Genomic DNA, 23,658 nt, shown 5'->3' with positions numbered 1-23,658 from the left:
ATGACTGACATCCGGAAGGTCGACCTCTTCGTGATCGGCGGCGGGATCAACGGTGCGGGCATCGCGCGCGACGCGGCCGGGCGGGGCCTCAGCGTCGTGCTGTGCGAGAAGGACGATCTCGCGGAGGGGACGTCGTCGCGGTCGGGCAAGCTCGTGCATGGCGGGCTGCGCTACCTCGAATATTACGAGTTCAGGCTCGTCCGCGAAGCGCTGATCGAACGCGAGGTGCTGATGCGGAACGCGCCGCACATCATCTGGCCCATGCGGTTCGTCCTGCCGCACAGCCCGCAGGACCGCCCCGCCTGGCTGGTCCGGCTCGGGCTCTTTCTCTATGACCATCTCGGCGGGCGCCGGAAGCTGCCCGGCACCCGCACGCTGAACCTGCACCGCGCGCCCGAGGGCGCGGCGATCAAGGACAGCTACACCCGCGGCTTCGAATATTCCGACTGCTGGGTCGACGACGCGCGGCTCGTGGTGCTGAACGCCGTCGACGCGGCCGAGCGCGGCGCGACCGTGCTGACCCGCTCGCCCTGCATCTCGGCACGGCGCGACGGCGCGATCTGGCGCGTCACCACGCGGGATACCCTGACCGGCGAGACCTCGGAGTTCGAGGCGCGGATGCTGGTGAACGCGGCCGGCCCCTGGGTCACCGACGTGGTCACCCGCGTCGCGGGGTCGAACTCGTCCCGCAACGTGCGCCTCGTGAAGGGCAGCCACATCATCGTGCCGAAGTTCTGGAAGGGCGAGAACGCCTACCTGGTCCAGAACCACGACAAGCGGGTGATCTTCATAAACCCCTACGAGCGCGACAAGGCGCTGATCGGCACCACCGACATCGCCTACGAGGGCCGCGCCGAGGACGTGACCGCCGACGAGGCCGAGGTGCAGTACCTGATCGACGCGGTGAACCGCTACTTCAAGGAACAGCTGACGCGCGACGACGTGCTCACGACCTTCTCGGGCGTGCGGCCGCTCTTTGACGACGGGCAGGGCAACCCCTCGGCCGTCACCCGCGACTACGTCTTCGACATCGACGACCGGGGCGGCGCGCCGCTCCTGAACATCTTCGGCGGCAAGATCACCACCTTCCGCGAACTGGCCGAGCGCGGCCTGCAGAAGGTGCACAAGTACTTTCCCGAGATGGGCGGCGACTGGACCGGGAACGCCCCCCTGCCCGGCGGCGACATGGCTGGCGCCGATTACGAGGAATTCCGCAACCGGATGAAGCAGGACTATCCGTGGATGCCGCGCGAACTGCGCCGGCATTACGGACGGCTCTACGGCACGCGGATCGACCGCATCGTCGCCGGCGCGACCTCGCTCGAGGGGCTCGGCCGGCATTTCGGCGGCACGCTCTACGAGGCAGAGGTGACCTACCTCGTGAAGCACGAATGGGCCCGCACCGCCGAGGACATCCTCTGGCGCCGCACCAAGCACCGCCTGCACCTGACCGAGGCGGAGCAGGCGGCCTTTGCCAAGTGGTTCGAAGACCGCCGGGAGGCCGCCTGATGGCGCTGACGCTCTCGCTGAACACGAACCCGCTGGTGAACCGCTTCGCCGAACCGGACGACCTCGTCGATGCCATCGCCCGCGACATCCGCATCCGCGACATCCAGCTCACGCACGAGTTCATCAACCCGTCGTGGCCCGCCCCCGTGGTCCGGCGGCTGACCCGCGACACGGGCGCGGCGCTGCAACGCACGGGCGCGCGCGTCACCTCGGGCATGACCGGGCCCTACGGGCGGCTCAACCATTTCGGCCATCCCGACCGGGACGTGCGGCGCTACTACGTCGACTGGTTCAAGACCTTCGCCGACATCATCGGCGATCTCGGCGGCACGTCGGTCGGCACGCAGTTCGCGATCTTCACCTTCCGCGACTACGACGATCCTGCCCGGCGGGAAGAGCTGCTGAAGATCGCCATCGACTGCTGGGCCGAAGTGGCGGAGCACGCGAAGGCCGCGGGGCTGTCCTACGTGTTCTGGGAACCCATGTCGGTCGGCCGCGAATTCGGCGAGACCATCGCGGAATGCCTGAAGCTGCAGGACCGCCTGAGTGCCGCCGACATGGCGATCCCCATGTGGATGATGGCCGACATCGACCATGGCGACGTGACCTCGCCCGACCCCCGCGACACCGATCCCTATGCGTGGGCGCGCGCGGTGCCGAAGGTGAGCCCGATCATCCACATCAAGCAGTCGATGCGCGACAAGTCCGGCCACCGCCCCTTCACCGCCGAGTTCAACGCGAAGGGCGCGATCCAGCCCGGACCGCTGCTGCGAGCCTTCGCCGAGGGCGGCGCGGTGGACAACGAGATCTGCCTCGAACTATCCTTCAAGGAACGCGAACCGAACGACCGGCAGGTGATCCCGCAGATCGCCGAAAGCGTCGCCTTCTGGGCGCCGCACATCGACAGCGGCGCCGGGGACCTCCGTGTCTGACCGCCCGCGGATGCCGGCTGGCGGCGCCTGCCAGCCGCACCCCCCGGCGCCCGGCCCTGCCGGCGGGCCCGCCGCGGTCGCCGCACCGGAGGTCTGAACGATGCCCCTGCCCGCCTTCCGCTTTGCCACCGCCGGCGACATCCGTTTCGGACGCGGGGAGGCGCGCGCCGCGGTGCCGGACCTCGCCCGGCTCGGTCCCGGCATCCTTCTGGTGCACGGCGCGACCGGGGCGCGCGCGGCCTGGCTCAGGGACGCGCTTGCGGCCGAGGGCTGCGACGTCGCGCCCTTTGCCGTGCCCGGCGAGCCCGACGTCGCGCTGGTCGCCGCCGGGGTGGACGCGGCGCGGCAGGCCGGCGCCCGCGCGGTCGTCGCGATCGGCGGCGGCGCGGTGATCGATGCCGGCAAGGCCATCGCGGCGCTGGTGCCCGCGACCCGGCCGCTCCTCCACCATCTCGAGGTGGTCGGGCGGGGCCTGCCGCTCGATGCCGATCCCCTCCCCTTCGCTGCCCTGCCCACCACCGCCGGAACGGGCGCCGAGGTGACGCGCAACGCCGTGATCGCGGTGCCCGAGGCGCGGCGCAAGGTGTCGCTGCGCGATGCGCGCATGCTGCCGCGGATAGCGGTCGTCGACCCCTCGCTGACCGACGGCTGCCCGCGGTCGGTGACGCTCGCCTCGGGTCTCGACGCCATCACGCAGGTGATCGAGCCCTATCTCTGCACCCGCGCGAACCCGATGACCGACGCGCTCTGCCTGCCCGCGATCGCGGCGGGCCCGGCCGCACTGATGACGCTCATGCAGAACGAGGACGAAGACGCGCGCGACACGCTGGCCTGGACCAGCCTCTGCGGCGGCCTCGCCCTTGCCAATGCGGGGCTCGGCGTCGTGCACGGGCTCGCGGGACCGCTCGGCGGACTTTCGGGCGCGGCGCACGGGGCGATCTGCGGCGCGCTCCTGCCGCATGGCCTGGCCGCCAATGCCGCGCGCGCGGACGGCGAGACGGCCCACCGGATCGGGAACGTGCGCCGCGCGCTCGTGCAGGCCTTGTCGATCGCGCCCGACGCCGCATTCTCGTCGCTCGCGGACTGGGCGCGGGCGGCCGGTCTGCCCGGGCTCGACGCGCAGGGCGTGACGGCGGACCAGCGGGCCGAGGCGGCGGAGATGGCGGCGAGTTCCTCGTCGATGAAGGCGAATCCCGTGCCGCTCGACGCGGCGGCGCTCGCGGGGATCTTGGACAGCGCGCGCTAGGCGCCGCGAAGCGGAGGACGCAACATGGCAAGGGACCGCGGGACCGCGGATGCCGAGCATTCGCTGGCGATCCGCGCCGCCTGGCTGCACTACGTGGGCGGCCTTAGGCAGGCCGAGGTCGCCAAGCGCATCGGCGTGCCCTCGGTGAAGGCGCACCGGCTGATCGCGCGCGCCGTGGCCGAGGGCGCCGTGAAGGTGTCGATCGAGGGCGACATCATCGAGTGCATCGAGCTCGAGCAGGCGCTCTGCCAGCGGTACGGCCTCGAGACCTGCGAGGTCGCGCCCGACCTCGAGGAGGACGGCCTGCCGCTCGAGGCGCTCGGGGCGGCCGGGGCGTCCTGGCTGCGCCGCTGCCTCGAGAACGACGACGGCCGCGTCATCGCCATCAGTCACGGACGGACTCTGACCGCGGCCGTGCGGTCGATGCCGCACATGTCGCGGCCGGACTGGCGCTTCGTGTCGCTGCTGGGCGGGCTCACGCGGAACTTCGCCGCGAACCCGCACGACGTGATGCACCTCCTGGCGGAGAAGACCGGCGCGCAGGCCTATGTCATGCCGGTTCCGTTCTACGCCAATTCGGTCGAGGACCGCGAGGTCCTGCTGGCCCAGCGCGGCATCTCGGAGGTGCTGCAGATGGCCGAGGCGGCGCCGCTCAAGCTCGTGGGCATCGGCACCGCGACCTACGAGGCGCAGCTGGTCGTCGCCGGGCTGATCCGACAGGACGAGATCGAGGCGATCTCGGCCGAGGGCGGACGCGGCGAAATCCTCGGCCACTTCTTCGACGCGGACGGAAAGATCCTTGATTCCCCCCTGACGAAGCGAACCATCGCAGCCTCCCTGGGCGAGGGGACGGCGCGCACCGACCGCATCGTCGCGCTGGCCGGCGGGATGGGCAAGGTCGACGCGATCCGCGCCGTGCTGAACAGCGGGCGGCTCTCGGGGCTCATCACCGACGAGCGCACCGCGCGGGCGCTGGTGACCGGCGGCGCGTGACCGCCGGCCGTCGCGCGCGCGGTCAGTAGGCGCGCGCCATCTCGCGCAGCGGGCGGGCGCGGATGCGCTCGGCCTGCCCGGCGGTGCCGAACGCCTCGAACTTCTCGACACATTGCGCCTTCATGCTGTCCATCGCGGGCTTGAGGTACTTGCGCGGGTCGAATTCCGACGGTGCGCTGACGAGCGTGCGGCGGATCGCCGAGGTGGCCGCGAGGCGCAGGTCGGTGTCGATGTTCACCTTGCGCACGCCGTGGCGGATGCCGCGCCGGATCTCCTCGAGCGGCACGCCCCAGGTCGGCCGGATGTCGCCGCCGTACTCGTTGATCAGGAGCCGCAGCGCCTCGGGAACCGAGGACGAGCCGTGCATCACGAGGTGCGTGTCGGGCAGCCGGCTGTGGATCGCCTCGATCACGTCCATGGCCAGCACGTCGCCGTCCGGCTGGCGGGTGAACTTGTAGGCGCCGTGGCTCGTGCCCATGGCGACGGCGAGGGCGTCGACGCCGGTCTCGGCCACGAACCTCTCGGCCTCCTCGGGATCGGTCAGAAGCTGCGCGTGGCTCAGTTTTTCGGTGGCGCCGTGTCCGTCCTCCTGGTCGCCCATGCCGGTCTCGAGCGATCCGAGGACACCCAGTTCGCCCTCGACCGACACGCCCGCGGCATGCGCGACCTCCACCACCGACCGCGTCACCCGCACGTTGTAGGCGTAATCCGCGGGCGTCGTGCCGTCCTCCATCAGAGAGCCGTCCATCATCACCGAGGTGAAGCCGTGCTGGATCGCGGTCACGCAGGTGGCGAGCGTGTTGCCGTGGTCGAGGTGCATGCAGACCGGGATATGCGGGTAGATGTCCACGAGCGCGTCGATCAGCTTTGCCAGCACGACGTCGTTGGCATAGGCCCGCGCACCGCGGCTCGCCTGCAGGATCACCGGCGACCCGGTGGCATCGGCCGCCGCCATGATGGCCAGTCCCTGCTCCATGTTCGACATGTTGAAGGCGGGCACCGCGTAGTCGTGGGCCGCCGCATGGTCGAGAAGTTGGCGAAGCGTGATGCGGGCCATGTCAGGTCTCCTGGTGCTCGGGGTCTGAAAGGTAGTCTGCGACCACGGCGACCTCGGCACGGCTGCCGAAGACCAGCGGCACGCGGTCGTGGGGATGCGCGGGGATGCGATCGAGGATCGGCCGCCGCCCGTCGGACGCGGCGCCGCCCGCCTGCTCGACGAGGTACGCGATGGGAAAGGCCTCGTAGGCGAGCCGCAGGAACCCGCCGCCATAGCCCGGACGGGTGTCCGCGGGATACATGAACAGCCCGCCGCGCCGCAGGATCCGATGCAGGTCGCCGACCGCCGCCGCGATCCAGCGCATGTTGAAATCGCGCCCCCGCGGCCCGTCCGCCCCTTCGAGCAGGTCGAGCACGTAGGATTGCAGCCCGGGCAGCCAGCGCTTCCGGTTCGAGGCGTTGAACGCGACGGTCGAGGTCTCGTCCGTCACCCGCACGTCGACGCTGTCCACGTGGAAGATGCCGGTCACCGGGTCGAGCGTCGCGATGGACACCCCGTCCCCCATGCTGAAGCCGAAATCGACCGAGTGCCCGAAGGACACGTAGGCCGCGCCGATCATCTCGCGTCCGGAGCGCAGGAACGATCCGCCCGCCGGGAAGATCGCGAAGAGCGCGCCGAGCGGCGCGCCGATGCCGATGCTGCCCGACCCGTCGATCGGGTCCATGGCCACGTCGAACAGGCCCTCGGGGTCGAGGTCGATGACCGTCTCAGCCTCTTCGGACAGGACCCGCGCGACCGACAGCCCGCGCAGGAGCGCGACGAAATGGTCGTGCGCGGCCATGTCGAGGGCCTTCTGCCGGTCGCCGGAATCGTTGGTCCCGACCACCGCGGTCGGATCGCCGGTCAGGTGTCCCTGCGCCAGCCGGCCGGCAAGCGGGATGCTGCCCTGGGCCAGGGCCGCGACGAGGGCGGCGAGCGCCACGCGCTGCGGCGCGTCGCCCGCCCGTTGCTCGAGGTGATGCGCCAGTGTCGGCGCCGTGATGGCGCCGTCCCGGCTGAGCCGGAGGGGCGCGGCGATCGGCTCAGGCATGGTTCGGCCCCTGCGTCTCGGCGTGCGCCGCGCGCGCGGGATCGAGGGCGCACCCGGCGATGTCCCCGAAGAGCGATTCTGTCGGCATGGGTGTCCTCCTCAGCTGTGGAAGCGCTAGCGCAAATGCGGAAACATCACAATATTGAATCTCAATATAACACCATTGACGTGAACTTTGTGACGTGTGATGTTATGCGCAGGAGGACGCGGCGTGAAACGTGACGACAGGCAACAGGCCATCATGGACATGCTGGTGGCCGAGGGCGAGGTCGAGCTGGACGCGCTCTCGGAACGCTTCGGCGTGTCGAAGATGACCATCCACCGCGACCTCGACGACCTCGAGGGCGCGGGCCTCCTGCGCAAGATCCGCGGCGGCGCCACCATCCGGTCGGGCACCCAGTTCGAAAGCGACTTCCGCTTCCGCGAGCGGCAGGACAGCGAGGCCAAGACCGCCATGGCGCGCGCGGCGCTGCGGCTGGTCGAGCCCGGCATGTCCGTCATGATCAACGACGGGTCGATGGCCGCGATCCTCGGGCAGATGCTGGTCGCGCGGCGCCCGCTGACGGTCATCACCAACAACGCGGCCGTGATCGACGCGCTGCGCGCCGAGGCGGGCGTGACGCTCATCGCGCTCGGCGGCGTGCATTCCGCCAAGTTCAACGCCTATCTCGGCAAGGTGACCGAGGACGCGCTGGCGGGACTGCGCGCCGACATCGCCTTCATCTCGTCGCCGGCCGTCTCGGGGCTCGAGGTGTTCCACATGGACGACAGCGTGCTGCGGGCCAAGCGGGCGATGATGGACCGCGCCGCGCGCCGCGTGCTCCTGGTCAACCACGCCCGCTTCGGCCACGCCGCGCTGCACCGCCTCGCGACGCTGGCGGAGTTCGACCACATCATCACCGACAGCGCCCCCGATCCCGAGACCTGTGCCGCGCTGCGTGCGGCCGGCCTGCCGCTGACGCTGTCCGACGATCCCGACCTGCAGGAGATCCCCGCATGACCCGACCGAGCTTCTGGATCGGCACCAGCTGGAAGATGAACAAGACGCTCGCCGAGGCGCAGGCCTTCGCGGCGGCACTGGCCGCCGCCGACGCCGCGCGCGACCCGCGCATCCAGCGCTTCGTGATCCCGCCCTTCACCGCCGTGCGCGAAGTCGCGTCCATGCTCGCGGACAGCTCGGTCAAGGTGGGCGCGCAGAACATGCACTGGGCGGACAGCGGCGCGTGGACGGGCGAGGTTTCGCCGCTCATGCTCCGGGATTGCGAGCTCGACATCGTCGAGCTCGGCCATTCCGAGCGCCGCGCGCATTTCGGCGAGACCGACGAGACCGTCGGGCTCAAGACCGAGGCCGCGGTGCGCCACGGGCTGATCCCGCTGATCTGCATCGGCGAGACGCTGGAGGAACGCGAGGCCGGGCGCGCGCAGGAGGTGCTCGCGGCGCAGGTGCGCGGGGCCCTCGCCCGGCTCGGCGACGATTGGAAGGACGCCGAGATCCTCCTCGCCTACGAACCCGTGTGGGCGATCGGCGAGAACGGCATCCCCGCGACCTCCGACTATGCGGATGCGCGTCAGGCCGAGATCATCGCGGTCGCCGAGGACGTGCTCGGCCGCCGGATGCCCTGCCTCTACGGCGGGTCGGTCAATCCCGGCAATTGCGAGGAACTCATCCGCTGCCCGCATGTCGACGGGCTGTTCATCGGGCGCTCCGCGTGGACCGTCGAGGGCTACCTCGACATCCTCGCGCGCTGCGCCGCGGTTCTCTGAAAAAGGAAAGGAAGACGTCATGAAGATTGCGATCGCAGGCGACAGCGCGGGCGAAGGGCTCGCCAAGATTCTCGCCGACCACCTGAAGGACACGCACGACGTGTCGGAAATCTCGCGCACCGAGGACGGGCCCGACGCGTTCTACGCGAACATGGCCGACCGCGTGGCATCGGCGGTGCTCGCGGGCGACTACGACCGCGCGATCCTGTGCTGCGGCACGGGGATCGGCGTCTGCCTCTCGGCCAACAAGGTGCCGGGCATCCGCGCCGCGCAGTGCCACGACACCTATTCCGCCGGCAAGGCCGCTACCTCGAACAACGCGCAGATCATCACCATGGGCTCGCGCGTGATCGGGCCGGAACTGGCCAAGGACATCGCCGATGCCTTTCTCTCGGCATCCTTCGATCCCGAGGGACGCTCTGCGGGCAACGTCAAGGCGATCGACGCGGTCGACGCAAAGTACCACAAGGCCTGATTGCAGGCGGCGGCGACCAGCGAAGGCGGCAGATGGACAGGATCCTCGCAATCGACAACGGCCTGACCGTGACCAAGGCCGTGCTCTTCGACCTCGAGGGCACGCAGGTCGCGGTCAGCCGGCGCACCGTGCCGCAGCAGAAGCCCGGTCCCCGGCGCGTGGAGCGCGACATGGACACGCTGTGGCAGGAGACCGCCGCGGCGATCCGCGAGGTCCTGTCGGCCGGAGCCACCGACCCGTCGCGGGTCGTGGCGGTCGCCGCCACCGCGCATGGCGACGGGGTCTACCTGCTCGATCCCGAAGGCGCGCCGCTCGGGCCCGGGATCCTGTCGCTGGACAGCCGGGCCATCGGCGTCGTCGACGACTGGACCCGCGACGGCACCGCCGAGCGCGCGCTGGCGCTGACCGGGCAGGTCCCGCACGTCTCGGCGCCCTCCGCGCTGCTCGCCTGGATGCGCCGCGAGGAGCCCGAGAGATTCGCGCGCATCGGCCACGTGCTGGCCTGCAAGGACTGGCTGTGCTTCTGCCTGAGCGGGCGGATCGGCACCGACCGGACCGAGGCCAGCACCTCCTTCACCGAGCCCGGCACGCAGGCGTTCAGCGGCGCCGCGCTCGACCTCTTCGGCCTCTCCGCCCTGTCCGGCGCGCTGCCCGACATGGCGCATTCGGCCGAGATCGTGGGCCACGTGACGGCCGCGGCTGCGCGGGCGACCGGCCTCGCCGAGGGCACGCCGGTGGCGGCGGGCCTGCACGACGTGACGGCCTCTGCGCTCGGCATCGGCGCGCACCGTCCGGGCGTCGTCGGCGTCGTCGCCGGCACCTACTCGATCAACGAATGCGTCTCGACCGCGCCGCGCATCGACGCCCGATGGTTCTGCCGCAACGCGGTCGCGCCGGGCTTCTGGAACAGCATGGCGATCTCGCCCGCCTCGGCCACGAACTACGACTGGTTCCTCGACACGCTCTGCGCCGCCGAACGCCGCGACGCCGGGCCGGGCATCCACGACCTGCTCCGGTCCGAGATCGACGCGGCGCTGGCACGGCCCTCCCCGCTTCTCTACCACCCCTACCTCTTCGGCTCGCCCATGGGGGCCGCGCCCAGCGCCGGGTTCCTCGGACTGCGCGGCTGGCACGGCCGCGGAGACATGCTGGCCGCGCTTCTCGAGGGCATCGCCTTCAACCACCGCCAGCATGTCGACGCGCTGCGCGGCCCATTCGAGGCGACCGAGGTCCGTCTGACCGGCGGCGCCTCGCGCAACCCGACGGTGGCGCAGCTCTTCGCCGACATCCTCGACATGCCGGTGACCGTGACCGCGACCGACGAGGCCGCGGCCTGGGGTGCCGCGCTCTGCGCCGGGGCCGCCATCGGGGCCTTTGCCCGCTTCGACGCCGATCCGCGGGACATCGACGGCGAGGCCACGACCTGGCGCCCCGCGCCCGACCGCGCCGCGCACTATTCCCACCGCTTCGCACTCTACCGCGAGGTGGCCGAGGCGCTCGGACCCACCTGGGACCGACTGAACGCACTCGAGGCCATGGGACGGGAGGGGCCCCGTGACTGAGCGCTCCGGCGATACCTTCGACGCCGTCATCATCGGCGCCGGCATCAACGGCGCGGGCGTCTTCCGCGACCTCTGCGCGCAGGGGCTGAAATGCCTGATCGTCGACAAGGGCGATTTCGGCTCGGGCACCAGCGCGGCGCCGTCGCGGCTGATCCATGGCGGGCTGAAATATCTCGAGACGGGCGAGCTCCGGCTGGTCGCCGAATCGACCTACGAGCGCAACCTGCTGTTGCGGAACGCCGCGCATCTCGTCCGCCCGCTGCCGACCGCCATCCCGATCCTGTCCTGGACCAAGGGCGTCGCGGCGGCGCTGCGCACGCTTCTCGGCTCGACGACCGCGCCGCGGAGCCGCGGCGCCCTCCTCGTGAAGATCGGGCTCGCGCTCTACGACATCTACGGTGCGCGCGCACGGCAGATGCCGCGGCACCGCATGGTCGGGCGCCGCCGGGCGCTGTCGGACCTGCCTGCCCTGACCCCGCGCATCGTGGCGCTCGGCACCTACCACGACGCCAAGGTGACCGCGCCGGAACGGCTGGTTCTGGAACTCGTGCAGGACGGTCTCGCCCTGTCGCCCGGCTCCGAGGCGCTGAACTGGTGCGCCGTCACCGGGATGGCCGATGGCGCGCTGCGGCTGCAGCCGCAGGCGGGCAGTGCGCGCACGGTCCGCACGCGCGTCGCGGTCAACGCCGCGGGACCCTGGATCGACCGGGTGAACGCGGCGCTCGGCCTCGACACGCGGCTGATCGGCGGCACGAAGGGCGCGCATGTCCTGCTCGACCACCCGGAGCTCCTGCGCCAGCTCGACGGCCGGATGCTCTATTTCGAGGCCGATGACGGGCGCATCCTGCTCGTCGTGCCGTTCGAGGGCCGCGCGCTCGTCGGCTCGACCGACATTCCCGACGACGACCCGGACGCCGCCTTCTGCACCGACGCGGAGACCGCGTATTTCCTGCAGGCGCTGCGCGATCTCCTGCCCGGACTGGCATTCGACCGCGATCAGATCGTCTACGCCTATGCCGGCATCCGGCCCCTGCCGAATTCCGAGGGCGTGGCGCCCGGCCTCATCAGCCGCGACCATTCGGCCCCGACCGAGCCCGCGACGGCCGCGCGGCCCTTCCCGGTCATCTCGCTCGTCGGGGGCAAGTGGACGACCTTCCGCGCCTTCGCCGCCGAGGTGAGCGACAGCGTGCTCGCCCAACTCGGCACGGCAAGGCGCCGGCCGACCGACACCATGGCGATCGGCGGCGGGCGCGACCTGCCCCGCGACGCGGCCGCACGCGCGGGCTGGATCGCGGAGGCCGCACGCGAGACGGGCGCGGGGACAGCGCGCCTCGCCACGCTCCTCGAGCGATACGGCACCACCGCGCGCGCCATCGCGCGGCACGAGGGACCAGACCCGGCCCCCCTGCCGGACGCGCCGGACTTCACCGAGGCCGAGATCGACTGGATCCTGCGGCACGAAAGCGTCGTGCACCTGTCCGACGTCCTGTTGCGCCGCACCCCGCTCGCGATCGGCGGCCGGCTGACCCCGCCGCTCTGCCGCCGGGTCGCGGCGCTCGCGGCCGCGGCGCTCGACTGGCCCGAAGGACGCGCGGAGACGGAGCTTCGGGAGCTGGCCGCGCTCCTTGCCGAGCGCCACGGCGTGCACCTAGACTTGGCCTGACGACCGCCAGCAAGGATCTCCGCCCGTGTCCGACCACCACCGCAAGCTCATCAACGATCCGGATACGCTGATCGAGGACCTGATCGAGGGCATGGTGTCGGCGCATCCCGATCTCCTGCACGTCGAGGGCGGAACCGGGCGCGCGATCGTTGCGCGGAACGGGCCGCGCGACGGCAAGGTCGGCATCGTCGTCGGCGGCGGGTCGGGGCACGAGCCGGCCTTCGCGGGCTATGTCGGCCGGGGGCTCGCCGACGCGGCGCCGCTCGGCAACATCTTCGCCTCGCCCTCGCCCGCGCAGATCGCGGATGCGGGCCGTGCGGCGGACGGCGGCGCGGGCGTGCTCTTCCTCTTCGGGAACTATACCGGCGACGTGATGAATTTCGGCATGGCGGCGGAGGACATGGCACGCGAGGGCGTCCCCGCGCGGTGCTTCGTCGTGACGGACGACGTCGCCTCGGCCCCCGCCGACCGGGCGGGGGAACGGCGCGGCATCGCCGGCGACTTCTTCGTGTTCAAGGTCGCGGGCGCCGCGGCCGACCGGGGCCTTGACCTCGACGCGGTCGAGGCCGCCGCGGCCCGCGCCAACGCCGCCACCCGCACCATGGGGGTGGCGCTGTCGGCCTGCGTCCTGCCGCAGACCGGACGGCCGAACTTCGACCTGCCGGTCGGCCAGATGGAGATCGGCATGGGCATCCACGGCGAACCCGGCATCGAGCGCGGGCCCGCCGAAGGCGCCGACGCGGTCGCCGACCGCCTGCTCGAGCCCATCCTGGAGGAGCTGCGCCTCGGCGCCGGGGACCGCGTCGCGGTGCTGGTGAACGGCCTCGGGTCGACCTCGCTCCTCGAACTCTACCTGCTGCACCGGCGGGTCGCGGCGGTGCTCTCCGCCCGCGACGTGGCAATCCACCGCAGCTGGGTCGGCGAATACTGCACCTCCCTCGACATGGAGGGGGCGTCGGTCACGCTCATGCGCCTCGACGCCGATCTCGAGGCCTGGCTCGACCATCCCTGCAAGACACCCGCCCTGCGCGTCGGCGAGCCGGGCCCGCAGGCGACGGCGCGCCCGCGCCGCGCCGCCGCCCGGCCGGCGGCGCGCACCGCGCGGGCGGTCGATCGCGCGGCGCTGAAATCCGGGGGCGATCTCGGGCCGGCCGAGTTCCGCGCCATGATGCACGCGGGCGCCGAAGCGATCTTTGCCGAGCGCGACCATCTCTGCGCGCTCGACGGCGCGATCGGCGACGGCGATCACGGCATCACAATGGAGATCGGCTGGAAGGCGGTCCTGACCGCGCTGGGCGGCGTTCCCGCCGACACGACGATCACCGGGACCTGCGACGTCGTCGCGGAGGCCTTCCTCGACGCCGTCGGCGCATCGGCGGGGCCGCTCTACGCCTCGGGGTTCCGGGCGGCGGGCGAGGCGGTCGCGGACCGGGTGGACCTCGATGGCCGGGCGCTGGCCCGCTGGCTCGACGGGTTCGCGGACGGCATCGCGACGCGCGGCCAGGCCCGGGTGGGCGAGAAGACCATGCTGGACGCCTGGCGCCCGGCAGCCGACGCGGCCTCGGCGCGAGCCGATAGCGGCGCCACCAGCCGCGACTGCCTCGAGGCCGCGGCGGCGGCCGCGCAGGCTGGTGCCGCCGCGACCGCCGACATGCGCAGCGCGCGCGGCCGGTCGCAGAAGCTCGGCGACCGGGTGCTTGGCCATGTCGACCCGGGCGCGGCCTCCGCCGCGACAATCCTCGCGGCCTGGGCGCGCAGCCTCCGGCCGTCCGAAGCCTAGACCCCCGGACGCCGGACGCGTATCCCGTCGCGCGACGCGGCGAACGGACTATCTGGCGCCGGGCAACGCAAGGGAGGCTTCCATCCGGTTCCCGATCGCCATCGCGCTGATCCTCGTCCTGTCGGGCGTGGGTCTGACCTACGAGATCGCCGCGGGCCGGGTGCTCGCGCCGTTCTTCGGCACCTCGCTCCTGACCTGGACCGCGGTCATCGCGACCGTGCTCGCGGGGTTCTCGCTCGGCAGCGCGTTCGGCGGCTTCGTGGCGGAGCGTCCGCGCGCCGCGGCCGCCGGCACCGTGCGCAATGCGCTGGTGGCGACGGCGGTCCTGATGGCGCTCTCGCCGACGCTGCTCGGGCTCGTGCACGCATCCGGGGCGCGCGGCACCGGGGGCATGCTGCTCAGCGTCTTCGTCACCTTCTTCCCGGCTTCCGTCACCGTGACGCTGCCCTCGCCCTACCTCGCCAAGCTCGCGGTCGAGGCGCGACCCGGGCGCGAGGGATCGTCGCTCGGAATCGTCCTCGCCGCGGGGTCGGTGGGCGCGATCGTGGGCGCGATCCTCGCGGGCTTCGTCGCGTTGCCGCTCATCGGCTCGACGGCCACGTTCGCGGCCTGCGGCGCGGTGTGCCTGCTCTGCCTGCCCTTCCTGCGCCGGCCCCCGCCGGGCGACGGCGCCGGGGGTTCCAGCGACGGGACGGGCCCGCGCCCGGTCGTGACGGTCGCCGCCGCGGCCTTCGTCGCCTTCGCGGGCGTCGTCGGCACCCCCGCCTGCATGTACGAATCCGGCCTGTCCTGCCTGCATGTCCTGCGCACCGGCGGCATGGTCCGGCTGCTGTCCGACGGCACCGAACAGGCGGCCGAACGGGTGCCGCGCGCAGGCGATCCGGCGGCCGCGGACGGCGCGCTCGCCCTCTCCTACACGCGATGGCTCTGGGCGCGGCTCGACCGCGACCTCGGGGCCGATCCGGACGTGCTCTTCGTGGGCGTCGGCGGGTACACCCTGCCCACGCGGCTCCTCGCGGCGCGGCCCGAGGCGCAGGCGGTCGCGGTGGAGATCGACCCGCTGGTGACGCAGGTCGTGCAGGCCCACATGCCCGCAGCCTCGGCAATGATCGACCGGACCGGCTACGATGCGGACGGAACCGAACCGTCGTCAGGCCGGCTCGGCATCGTGCACGCGGACGGCCGGGTCTACCTGAACGAGACCAGCCGACGCTTCGACGCGGCGGTGATGGACGCGTTCTCGTCCGGGTCGGTGCCCGCCCACCTCGTCACCGTCGAGACCTACGCGCGGCTGCGCGAGATCGTCGCAGGCCCGGTTTACGTCAATCTCATCGACGCACCCGACGGCCCCCTCGCGCGCGGGGTCCACGCGATCCTCGACGGGCTCTACCCGCACGTGGTGGCGGTCCGCGGACCGACAAGCGCGCGCGGGCGCGGCAACGTCCTCCTGGCCGCCTCCCGCACGCCGCTCGCGGCGCTCGACACGCTGCCCGAGGGCTACGCGCGCTACCGTCCGGCGCCGGCGCGGGCCTTCACCGACGACCGCGGCTGGGTCGGCCACCGGTAGCGCCGCGAGGTGCGCGGGCCTGCCCGACATGGAACGTCGGGCAGCCGCACCTGTTGGTCCTGCAGACGGCAATCACCACAGGAGACACCCCATGCGTTTCGCGACGCGCCTCACGACCTCCGCCGCAGCCGCGGCGATCGCCCTGACCTCCGCCGCCTTCGCCCAGTCGCAGGACGGTGCGGCCGAGGCCCCCGACACCCGCCAGAACCAGGACACCACCGCAAGCTCCCAAGGCGCGCCGGGCGCGGAGGGACAGATTGACCCCGAGGCGCGGATCGCCAGCGTCGACGACGCCGACATCACGCAGGCCGACGTCATGGCGATGATCCAGGCGATGCCCGAGCGCATGCGCCAGCAGCCGGCGGAGACGCTGATCCCGATGGCGGTCGAGCAGCTCATCATGCACGAACTCGTCCTCGCCGCCGCCGCCGAGGCCGGCCTGTCGGAGGACGAGGAGGTGCAGGCCGCCGTCGAGGAAGACGCGCGCATGCGCGAGGAAGATGCCATGGTGCGCGTCTTCCTGCAGCGCGAGCTCGACGGCGCGGTCACCGACGAGGCGGTCCGGTCCACCTACGAGGAGATCAAGGCGAACGCCGACGCCGAAATCCCGCCGCTCGAGGATGTCCGGCCGCAGATCGAGAACCAGCTGCGCCAGGAGGCCTACGGACAGCTGCAGAGCGAGCTGCAGGAGGGCACGCGGATCGTGTTCTACGGCCCCGACGGCGAGCCACGCGCTGCCGGTACCGATCCCGCGAACGCCGGATCGAAGCAGGAGACCACCGACGGCGACACCGCGGACCGGTGACCGGATTCGTGACAAGCGACTCGGTCCGATCCGTGTTATGCTAAGTACATGGAAGCAGGTCTACGGCGTCTCGTTCACAGCATATGCCTGGTAGTCGACGCATGAGATGCTTCCGAAGGCCGTCGCCTCACTCGCGGCGGCCTTCGTGCGCGTGCGGCCCCGCACGCTGAGCCGCGCGAGCGCGGCACGATCGCCCTGACCCGTCCCTGACCGCGACACGGTCCGAGGGACCCACACGGGGCGCAGGGGCGATGGCAACGTCCGAGAACGACGCCCACGTGCTGGCGCGGATGGCCGACGGGGACCGCACGGCGCTACGCGGACCTTCGCCACGCCGGCGGCCGCCTCGTTGCCCGAGGCGCCGCGAACGCGACCGCGCAGGGAGTGGTTGCCCTTACGTCAGCAGGAAATGGCCGAGGCGAACCGACAGGCGGGACAGGGCGCCCGCGGTCCGCGGTTCCGCGTGCGCCTGACGCGCTTGGAACCCGCGCCCGAAGCCCTTGTGGCCATTCGATTTTCGACACTCTTCCGAACAGGTCGCACGTTGTGCGCAGCCGCCGCGGGCGCTGCCGGCACGTCACGCGTTCCGCGCGATCGGAACGTCGATCAATCACCCCCAAGATGATAGGATTCTCGCATTGGACGAAAGTGCTTCACGAAAATTCATCATGGGAGGGATGCATGGCCAGTCCTCGGATCTATCAGAAAAACGAACGCCGCCACATCGAGGTGGCACAGACCGGTGACGACGATCTCGGACCGTTCAAGCTGCTGCCGGGCACCTGGACGAATGCCGAGGTGGCGCCGGGGGTGCAGGACGGGCGCGGCTGGAACATGATCGCGCTGCCTTTCGGGGGTGCGCGACCGCCCTTCCGGGTGCTGCTGAACCAGTACAACGAGAGCCTGATGTTCACGCTGGTCGACAAGGGCGTTCCGAACCGCGGGGTGCGGCTGGACCCGGACGTCAATTCCACGGACCAGCGCATCGTCACGCTCGACTACCAGCAGTCGATCCACCAGGTGGCGGCCGCGGACTTTCCCGAGAGCGGGGAGGCGGGCGGTGCGGGTCTCGCCATCCACCACGAGCCGGGGCTGTTCCTGCACATGCTCAGCCATGAGACGAACGGGATCGACATCGGGCGCCTCGCCACGATCCCGCACGGCGACTCGGCGCTCGGGCTCGGGACCAGCGCGGTCGTCGACGGCCTGGCCCCGATCCCCGAGACGGTGACCGCGCTTGCCGTGGGCGTGGGCACCGACATCGAGAACAGCCCCTACCTCGCCCCGTACAAGCATTTCCGCGACAACGTCTTCACCGGCACCGTCGATCCGGTGCAGGTGCCGGGCTTCCCGGGGTTCAACCCTCTCGATGCCACGCGGCTCCTGCGGCTGGGCAACGACCAGCTGAACGTGACGCGCACCACCGTGCTCGATTTCGACACGACGCTCGAGGAGGCGGGAATCGTCAACATCCCCTTCATCGTGCGCGAAGCCAACGCCGCGAGCATGAGGTCGACGTTCTGGATCCAGGAGATCGCGCAGGACGACGGCTCGACCCTGCTCAGGATGCAGTATCTGCAAGTGGTGATGCTGGACTTCTTCATCCCGCGGCCCGACGGCATGCCGGGGCCGATCCGGTGGCCGCATGTCAGCATCAACACGATGGTGAAGGTGGCCGAACCGGACCCCGAGGTCGGCAAGTACATGACCACGAACCGCGCCTAGCGGGTCCGCCTCGAGGCGCGCCCCTGACGGGGGCGCGCCAGTCCGGGTGGGGTCCCGGCAGTTCAGGAGGCGATGGCGTCGGCCTCCTCGGCCTGCTCGGCCGACAGGTTGAGCCGGTCGCGAAGGGTCTGCAGGTACCGCCGGTCCCCCTCGCTGTCGCCGTCGATGGCGGCGCGGGACGCGAGGTAGAATTCCTCGGCCGTCTCTTCGTCGCCCACCTGAGTCAGCAGCTCGTCGAGCGGTCTGGGGTTCGCGATCTCGCGCTCCATCATGGCCCGCTCGTCGGGCGTCGCATCCGCGTCGTTGATCGCCTGCACGATGCGGCCGCGTTCCTCCTGCGACAGCGACCCGTCGGCGTAGGCGGCGGTGATCATGGCGCGGATCATCAGCAGCGCCTCGTCCTCGCTGAAACGTTCGGCCGCCGCTTCCCCTGCGCGGACATCCTCGTCGTCGACGCCGCCGCCATGGGCACCCGACGCGGCAGAGGCCGGCGACGGCGACTGCGAGGCGGGGCCGCCCAGGAACTCGTTCGCGGCATCCCGCACCTTGTCGAAAAGGCCGCCGCCGGAGGAGCCCTGCGAGGCGCTCCCGCCGGTGCCGCGCGACGCGGTGCCCTGGCTCGACTGGTGCGACTGGTAGGCTTGGTAGGCCATGTAGCCCAGCGCCGCGAGGCCGAGCTTCGAGCCCATCCCCCCGCGCCGCACGCGGCGCCGCGAGCCGAGCAGCCCGAGGGCGGAGGCGGTCCCGAGGGCGCCCTTGCTGCGGCCCCGCCCCGCCATCCGGGTGGCCAGCATCGTGCCGAGAATCCGCTTCATGCTCATGACGTCGTCCTCCAGCCCCGTCGCGCGGGGCACAGCTGCGACCAGCCTCGCGCGGTCGCTCCTTCCCGCCAGAACGTCGGCCGCATGCACGATGTTCCGCGGCGCCGGCGGGATCAGCCGTGGGCGATCACGATGGTGCGGCTCGCGCTGAACTCGAACAGCGCCTCGTAGCCCTTCTCGCGCCCGTGGCCCGACTTTCCGACGCCGCCGAAGGGCAGCTCGACGCCGCCGCCCGAGCCGTAGCCGTTGATGAACACCTGGCCCGCGGCGATCCGCCGCCCGATGCGCAACGCGCGGGCGCCATCCCGCGACCACACGCCCGCGACGAGGCCGTATTCGGTGCCGTTGGCCAGCCGCACCGCGTCGTCCTCGTCGGTGAAGGTCAGGAGCGACAGCACCGGCCCGAAGATTTCCTGCAGCGCCATCGGATGGTCCCGCGGCACCGGGCCGTAGAGACGCGGAAGGACGTAGAAGCCGTCCGGGTCCGCGCGCGGATCGAGGCGGCCCTCGGCCACGAGCGGCACGTCCGCGGCCGAGGCGAGGTCGCAGAACCGCGCCACCCTGCGCTTCTGCTTCAGGTTGATGAGGGGCCCGAGGTCGAGATCGGCCTCGGGCGGGCCCGCGACGAGCGCGGCGAAGGCGGCGGCGAGCCGCTCGGTGAGCGTTCCGGCGATCGCCGCGTCGACGAGCACGCGGGACCCGGCCGAACAGGTCTGGCCGGCGTTCTGCACGACGGACGCGACGATCACCGGGACCGCCGCGTCGAGATCGGCATCGGCGAGCACCACCTGCGGAGACTTGCCGCCCAGTTCGAGCACGCAGCCCGCATGCCGCCGCGCGGCCGCGACCTGCACCTGCGTGCCGACCTCCGGGCTGCCGGTGAAGGACAGGAAATCGACGCCGGCATGGCGCGAGAGCGCGGCGCCCGCGACCTCGCCCCGCCCGGGCACCACGTTGATCGCCCCCGCCGGGAAGCCCGCGTCGCGGGCGAGCTCGGCCAGGCGCAGCGCGGTGAGGCAGGCATCCTCGGCGGGTTTCAGGACGGTCGCGTTGCCCATGGCGAGCGCGGGCGCCAGCGTGCGTCCCACCATCTGCGCGGGGTAGTTCCACGGGATGATGTGGCCGGTCACCCCGTGCGCCACGCGTTCGGTGAGGGCAAGGGTCCCGGGCTGGTAGGGGATGCTGCGCCCGTGCACCTTGTCGGTCGCGCCGCCGTAGAACTCGAAATAGCGCGCCGAGAGGTCGAGGTCGGCGCGCGCCTGCGAGAGGGGCTTGCCGGTATCGCGCGCCTCCAGCACCGCGAGGTCGCCGGCCGCCTCGCGGATACGCGCGGCCAGGCGGGACAGGAGGCGCCCGCGGTCGACGGCCGCGATGCGTCCCCAGGCCCCGTCGAAGGCCCGGCGCGCCGCCGCGACCGCCGCGTCGACGTCGCGGGCGTTGCCGGCCGCGATCCGGTCGAAGGGACGGCCGGTCGCCGGCTCGACGAGGTCGAGCGTCTTGCCGGACTCCGCGGGCCGCCACTCGTTGTCGATGAATATCCCGGACCGGCTGGTCGCCGCCTCGGCGGTTCCGGTTCTGTCGAAGGCGTTCACGACCGCGTCCTCCTGCCTGCGGCGACCCGGCCGGTCAGATCTTCACGGTCACCGTCTTCAGGTGCGAGTAGTGGTGGATCGCCTCGATCCCCTTCTCGCGGCCGTAGCCCGAGTTCTTGTGGCCGCCGAACGGGGTCTGGACGGACATGGTGTTCCAGACGTTGACAAAGATCTGACCCGCCTCGATCCGGTCGGCGACACGCAGCGCACGGCTGATGTCGCGGCTCCACAAGGTGCCGATCAGGCCGTATTCGCTGTCGTTTGCGATGCGGATCGCGTCCTCCTCGGTGTCGAAGGGGATCGCCACGCCCACCGGGCCGAAGACCTCCTCCTGCGCGATGCGCATGGCGTTGTCCACATCGGCGTAGATCGTGGGCTCGATGTAGAAGCCGCCTTCCTGCCCCTTCACCTCGGCCACCTTGCCGCCGGCCAGCACACGGGCGCCATCCTCCTGCGCGATCTTGAAATAGCCCTGCACGCGCTGGAACTGCGCGGGCGTGATGATGGGCCCGAGATTGTCTCCGGGCGTGATCTTGGCGACCTCGGCGCGCAGTTTCTCGGTGAACTCGGAATAGATCGAGCGCTGCACCAGGATGCGCGTGCCTGCCGAGCAGACCTGGCCCGCGTTCAGGGTGAAGCCCTTGACCGCCTCGGCGGCGGCCACGTCGAGGTCGGCGTCCTCGAAGACGATGTTCGCCGATTTCCCGCCGAGCTCCAGCGTCAGCGGAATGATCCGTTCGGCCGCGATGCGGCCGATGGCGCGCCCCACGCCGACCGAGCCGGTGAAGGCGACCTTGCGCACCGCGTCGTGGCGCACGATGGCCTCGCCCACCTCCGGTCCGGTGCCGAGGACGATGTTGATCACGCCGTCCGGAAAGCCGACCTCGGTCGCGAGGCGGGCCATCTCGATCGTGGTCTGCGAGGTGATCTCGGACGGCTTGGCGACGACCACGTTGCCGGCCGCGAGCGCGGGCGCGATGGCGCGGGCAGCCTGGTTCAGCGGCAGGTTCCAAGGGGTGATGACGCCGATCACGCCGTAGGGTTCCCGCCGGGTGAACACGTGCTGGTCGGGCGCGACGTCCAGCACGTCGCCCGACGGCAGGTAGACGAGGCTGCCGTAGAACTCGAAATACTGCGCGCTGCCCTCGATCTCGGCCAGTGCGCCGGCGACCGGCTTGCCGCTGTCGGCGCATTCCATCTCGGCCAGGCGGTCGCGGTTGGCGCGGATCGCGGCAGCGAGCGCGAGCATCAGGCGCCCCCGCTCCGCGGCGACGTGGCGGCGCCACGCGTCGCGGGCCCGCTGCGCGGCTGCCACCGCCCGCGCGACATCGTCCGCCGTCCCCGAGGCCACGCGCAGATGCGCGAGGCCGGTCGTCGGATTGACGGCCTCGAGATAGTCGCCGCCGGCCGGTTTCTCCGAGGCGCCGTCGATCCAGTGGTCGAGGACCCGGAGGTCGGCGCGGGACACGTTGGCATGATCGTTCATGGGAGGCTCCGGTATTTCGGGACCGCGCGGCGCGGTCAGATGTAGGGCATGGTCGCTTCGAGCGACGGGCGGCCCTTCTGCCGCTCGCGCCAGGCGCGCAGGTTCGGCAGGTCGGCCAGCCAGTCGCGGTCGGTGAAGCGGAACACGATGTAGTCGAGCGCCGTGACCGCGGCGAAGTTGGCAATGTCCGGCCGGTCGTCGAAGTCGCGCGGCAGGTGGGCGTCGAGACGCGCCAGCCCCTCGGCCATGGTGCGGTAGCGCTTCGAGCCCACCATGTCGGTGTCGAAACCGTCGCTGGACTTGCGCCCGATGATGATCGCGGTGGCGGCCTCGGTCGCGCCCAGCGCCGGCGCAGCGATGGCGAGGGTCCGCGCCAGATCCTCTGCCGGGTAGATCGACGGCGCCGCGATCTCGTCGAGATACCGCAGAATGAGGTGCGCCTCGGCGATGACATGGCCGTCGTCGGTGGTCAGGACCGGCACCCGGCCCGCCGGGTTGGCCTCGAGGAACGCGTCCGGGTCCTTCCAGGGATCGACGATCTCGAGCTCGACCCGGTCCGACAGCCCCTTTTCCTCGATGGCCAGCCGGACGAGACGGACGAAGGGCGAGGTGGTGTTGACGTAGAGATGCATGGTCACTTCACCTTCAGCGTGATGCCGCCGTCGACGACGAGTTCGATGCCGGTGATGTGCTTGGCCTCGTCGGAGGCCAGGAACACCGACGCCCAGGCGACGTCCCAGCCGTCGCCCATCTTGCCGAGCGGCACCAGCGCGTCGCGCGCCGCCACCATCTTTTCGGTGGAGCCGTAGACGCCCGTGACGTTTCCCTTGTGGATGAGCGGCGTGTTCATCAGGCCCGGCAGGATCGAGTTGCAGCGCACGCCCTTCGGCCCGTAGTTCAGCGCGATGTCGCGGGTGAAGGCGTTCACCGCGCCCTTCGAGGCCGAGTAGCTGATGCAGCTGTAGCCGAGGCTGTGGGTCGAGGCGATGGACGAGATGTTGATGATCGACCCGCCGCCCTGCGCGGTCATGATCGGCAGGATGTTCCGGCAGGTGAGGTAGATCGACTTGACGTTGATCGCCATCAGCCGGTCCCACTGCGCCTCGGTGAGCTCCTCGGGACCGCCGGGGTCGATGATGCCCACGTTGTTGTCGAGCACGTCGATGCGGCCGAAGGTGTCCATGCACTTCCGGACCGCGGCCTCGACCTCGTCGCCCCTGGAGACGTCGCAGACGGCGGTCTCGACCGTTCCGCCCTCGTCCCGGATGATCTGCGCGGTCTCCTCCACCGCATCGGGGTTCACGTCGAGCGCGAAGACCTTCGCGCCCTCGCGCGCCATCGCCACCGCGGCAGCCTTGCCGTTGCCCCAGCCCGGCCCGATCGAGCCGGCGCCGGAGAAGAAGACCACCTTGTCCCTGAGACGGTCAGCCATCGCGTCACCTCCACACGCATTGTCGTTGCCCCGCAGATCACCGGAAGCCGGCGGCTGTAACAAATATGAACGCGCTCTACGGGCAATAGGATTGCGATATACCACGGCCGCGGTGCCTTGCATCCATCCCGGCCGGAACGGCTTTTCCCGCGGTCCTGCAACGGATTGCGGCGCTGCGCAGGTCGGTTCCGGGCGCCACGGCCGGGCGTTCGGCAGGGG

The 23,658-nt window shown here is 71.4% G+C and carries 20 protein-coding genes; 13 read left to right on the top strand and 7 right to left on the bottom strand.

What is annotated here, in order from left to right:
- The 4 genes from RISW2_RS00185 to RISW2_RS00170 all read left to right on the top strand — a co-directional run bounded on the left by RISW2_RS00185 (position 1) and on the right by RISW2_RS00170 (position 4,680).
- Complete coding sequence (locus tag RISW2_RS00185; RefSeq protein ID WP_043765098.1) at positions 1-1,509, top strand: glycerol-3-phosphate dehydrogenase; 1,509 nt, start codon at positions 1-3, stop codon at positions 1,507-1,509.
- The gene (locus RISW2_RS00180) at positions 1,509-2,441 is read left to right on the top strand and encodes a sugar phosphate isomerase/epimerase family protein (protein ID WP_043765096.1); all 933 of its coding nucleotides are present in this window, start codon (positions 1,509-1,511) and stop codon (positions 2,439-2,441) included. Before RISW2_RS00185 ends, RISW2_RS00180 begins: the two co-directional genes overlap by 1 nt.
- A 106-nt stretch (positions 2,442-2,547) precedes the next feature.
- On the top strand, positions 2,548-3,687 hold the full coding sequence (locus RISW2_RS00175) for an iron-containing alcohol dehydrogenase (RefSeq protein ID WP_425277781.1): 1,140 nt from the start codon (positions 2,548-2,550) through the stop codon (positions 3,685-3,687).
- Positions 3,688-3,711: 24 nt separating this feature from the next.
- Positions 3,712-4,680, top strand: a complete 969-nt coding sequence (locus tag RISW2_RS00170) for a sugar-binding transcriptional regulator (RefSeq protein ID WP_043765092.1) — start codon at positions 3,712-3,714, stop codon at positions 4,678-4,680.
- Between the two features lie 22 nt (positions 4,681-4,702).
- Here the strand turns inward: RISW2_RS00170 and fba are convergent, their stop codons facing one another.
- Together fba and RISW2_RS00160 are read right to left on the bottom strand one after the other, a co-directional pair.
- Entirely contained in the window at positions 4,703-5,737 is a 1,035-nt protein-coding gene (gene fba / locus RISW2_RS00165; protein ID WP_043765091.1) for a class II fructose-bisphosphate aldolase, read from the bottom strand.
- 1 nt (position 5,738) lies between these two features.
- The gene (locus RISW2_RS00160; protein ID WP_043765088.1) at positions 5,739-6,767 is read right to left on the bottom strand and encodes a class 1 fructose-bisphosphatase; all 1,029 of its coding nucleotides are present in this window, start codon (positions 6,765-6,767) and stop codon (positions 5,739-5,741) included.
- Between the two features lie 211 nt (positions 6,768-6,978).
- Here RISW2_RS00160 and RISW2_RS00155 point away from each other — a divergent pair, with 211 nt between their 5' ends.
- The 9 genes from RISW2_RS00155 (at position 6,979) to RISW2_RS00115 (ending at position 18,108) form a co-directional block, all read left to right on the top strand.
- Entirely contained in the window at positions 6,979-7,767 is a 789-nt protein-coding gene (locus RISW2_RS00155; RefSeq protein WP_043765085.1) for a DeoR/GlpR family DNA-binding transcription regulator, read from the top strand.
- Positions 7,764-8,531, top strand: coding sequence for a triose-phosphate isomerase (locus tag RISW2_RS00150; protein WP_043765082.1), 768 nt, complete (start codon positions 7,764-7,766; stop codon positions 8,529-8,531). Before RISW2_RS00155 ends, RISW2_RS00150 begins: the two co-directional genes overlap by 4 nt.
- A gap of 19 nt (positions 8,532-8,550) precedes the next feature.
- Positions 8,551-9,006 (top strand): D-erythrulose-4-phosphate isomerase, encoded by a 456-nt coding sequence (gene derI, locus RISW2_RS00145; RefSeq protein ID WP_043765079.1) that lies wholly within the window; start codon positions 8,551-8,553, stop codon positions 9,004-9,006.
- 32 nt (positions 9,007-9,038) lie between these two features.
- A complete protein-coding gene (locus RISW2_RS00140) occupies positions 9,039-10,568 on the top strand; it encodes an FGGY-family carbohydrate kinase (protein WP_043765075.1) in 1,530 nt (509 codons plus the stop codon).
- Positions 10,561-12,231, top strand: coding sequence for a glycerol-3-phosphate dehydrogenase/oxidase (locus tag RISW2_RS00135; protein ID WP_043765073.1), 1,671 nt, complete (start codon positions 10,561-10,563; stop codon positions 12,229-12,231). The genes RISW2_RS00140 and RISW2_RS00135 overlap by 8 nt, the downstream gene beginning before the upstream one ends.
- Before the next feature lie 25 nt (positions 12,232-12,256).
- Positions 12,257-14,011 carry a dihydroxyacetone kinase subunit DhaL gene (dhaL, locus tag RISW2_RS00130; protein WP_043765070.1) on the top strand — a complete coding sequence of 585 codons (1,755 nt, stop codon included), beginning with the start codon at positions 12,257-12,259 and terminating at the stop codon, positions 14,009-14,011.
- 127 nt (positions 14,012-14,138) lie between these two features.
- A complete protein-coding gene (locus RISW2_RS00125; RefSeq protein ID WP_244437479.1) occupies positions 14,139-15,578 on the top strand; it encodes a fused MFS/spermidine synthase in 1,440 nt (479 codons plus the stop codon).
- Between the two features lie 91 nt (positions 15,579-15,669).
- Positions 15,670-16,383 (top strand): SurA N-terminal domain-containing protein, encoded by a 714-nt coding sequence (locus RISW2_RS00120; protein WP_043765067.1) that lies wholly within the window; start codon positions 15,670-15,672, stop codon positions 16,381-16,383.
- Between the two features lie 681 nt (positions 16,384-17,064).
- On the top strand, positions 17,065-18,108 hold the full coding sequence (locus RISW2_RS00115) for a heme-binding protein (RefSeq protein ID WP_051491661.1): 1,044 nt from the start codon (positions 17,065-17,067) through the stop codon (positions 18,106-18,108).
- A gap of 62 nt (positions 18,109-18,170) precedes the next feature.
- Here the strand turns inward: RISW2_RS00115 and RISW2_RS00110 are convergent, their stop codons facing one another.
- From RISW2_RS00110 to RISW2_RS00090, 5 genes are all read right to left on the bottom strand, one after another.
- On the bottom strand, positions 18,171-18,929 hold the full coding sequence (locus RISW2_RS00110; protein WP_043765417.1) for a tellurite resistance TerB family protein: 759 nt from the start codon (positions 18,927-18,929) through the stop codon (positions 18,171-18,173).
- A 113-nt stretch (positions 18,930-19,042) separates the two neighbouring features.
- On the bottom strand, positions 19,043-20,521 hold the full coding sequence (locus RISW2_RS00105) for an aldehyde dehydrogenase family protein (RefSeq protein WP_051491658.1): 1,479 nt from the start codon (positions 20,519-20,521) through the stop codon (positions 19,043-19,045).
- Positions 20,522-20,555: 34 nt separating this feature from the next.
- Complete coding sequence (locus RISW2_RS00100; protein WP_051491655.1) at positions 20,556-22,007, bottom strand: aldehyde dehydrogenase family protein; 1,452 nt, start codon at positions 22,005-22,007, stop codon at positions 20,556-20,558.
- A 35-nt stretch (positions 22,008-22,042) separates the two neighbouring features.
- Positions 22,043-22,639: a glutathione S-transferase family protein gene (locus RISW2_RS23365; RefSeq protein WP_051491653.1), complete on the bottom strand. Its 597-nt coding sequence runs from the start codon at positions 22,637-22,639 to the stop codon at positions 22,043-22,045.
- 2 nt (positions 22,640-22,641) lie between these two features.
- Positions 22,642-23,439: an SDR family NAD(P)-dependent oxidoreductase gene (locus RISW2_RS00090; protein WP_043765064.1), complete on the bottom strand. Its 798-nt coding sequence runs from the start codon at positions 23,437-23,439 to the stop codon at positions 22,642-22,644.
- Positions 23,440-23,658: the final 219 nt, after the last annotated feature.

It is taken from the genome of Roseivivax isoporae LMG 25204 (genome assembly GCF_000521865.1).
GTDB lineage: Bacteria > Pseudomonadota > Alphaproteobacteria > Rhodobacterales > Rhodobacteraceae > Roseivivax > Roseivivax isoporae.
Note: the sequence above shows the minus strand (reverse complement) of the source record. Positions and strands in the feature narration are given on the sequence as shown.

Excerpts from the sequence above, each read along its gene's own strand:
- RISW2_RS00185 (WP_043765098.1), top strand. The coding sequence starts at position 1 with ATGACTGACATCCGGAAGGTCGACCTCTTCGTGATCGGCGGCGGGATC.
- RISW2_RS00180 (WP_043765096.1), top strand. The coding sequence starts at position 1,509 with ATGGCGCTGACGCTCTCGCTGAACACGAACCCGCTGGTGAACCGCTTC.
- RISW2_RS00170 (WP_043765092.1), top strand. The coding sequence starts at position 3,712 with ATGGCAAGGGACCGCGGGACCGCGGATGCCGAGCATTCGCTGGCGATC.
- fba (WP_043765091.1), bottom strand. The coding sequence starts at position 5,737 with ATGGCCCGCATCACGCTTCGCCAACTTCTCGACCATGCGGCGGCCCAC.
- RISW2_RS00160 (WP_043765088.1), bottom strand. The coding sequence starts at position 6,767 with ATGCCTGAGCCGATCGCCGCGCCCCTCCGGCTCAGCCGGGACGGCGCC.
- RISW2_RS00150 (WP_043765082.1), top strand. The coding sequence starts at position 7,764 with ATGACCCGACCGAGCTTCTGGATCGGCACCAGCTGGAAGATGAACAAG.
- derI (WP_043765079.1), top strand. The coding sequence starts at position 8,551 with ATGAAGATTGCGATCGCAGGCGACAGCGCGGGCGAAGGGCTCGCCAAG.
- RISW2_RS00140 (WP_043765075.1), top strand. The coding sequence starts at position 9,039 with ATGGACAGGATCCTCGCAATCGACAACGGCCTGACCGTGACCAAGGCC.
- RISW2_RS00120 (WP_043765067.1), top strand. The coding sequence starts at position 15,670 with ATGCGTTTCGCGACGCGCCTCACGACCTCCGCCGCAGCCGCGGCGATC.
- RISW2_RS00115 (WP_051491661.1), top strand. The coding sequence starts at position 17,065 with ATGGCCAGTCCTCGGATCTATCAGAAAAACGAACGCCGCCACATCGAG.
- RISW2_RS00110 (WP_043765417.1), bottom strand. The coding sequence starts at position 18,929 with ATGAGCATGAAGCGGATTCTCGGCACGATGCTGGCCACCCGGATGGCG.
- RISW2_RS00100 (WP_051491655.1), bottom strand. The coding sequence starts at position 22,007 with ATGAACGATCATGCCAACGTGTCCCGCGCCGACCTCCGGGTCCTCGAC.
- RISW2_RS23365 (WP_051491653.1), bottom strand. The coding sequence starts at position 22,639 with ATGCATCTCTACGTCAACACCACCTCGCCCTTCGTCCGTCTCGTCCGG.
- RISW2_RS00090 (WP_043765064.1), bottom strand. The coding sequence starts at position 23,439 with ATGGCTGACCGTCTCAGGGACAAGGTGGTCTTCTTCTCCGGCGCCGGC.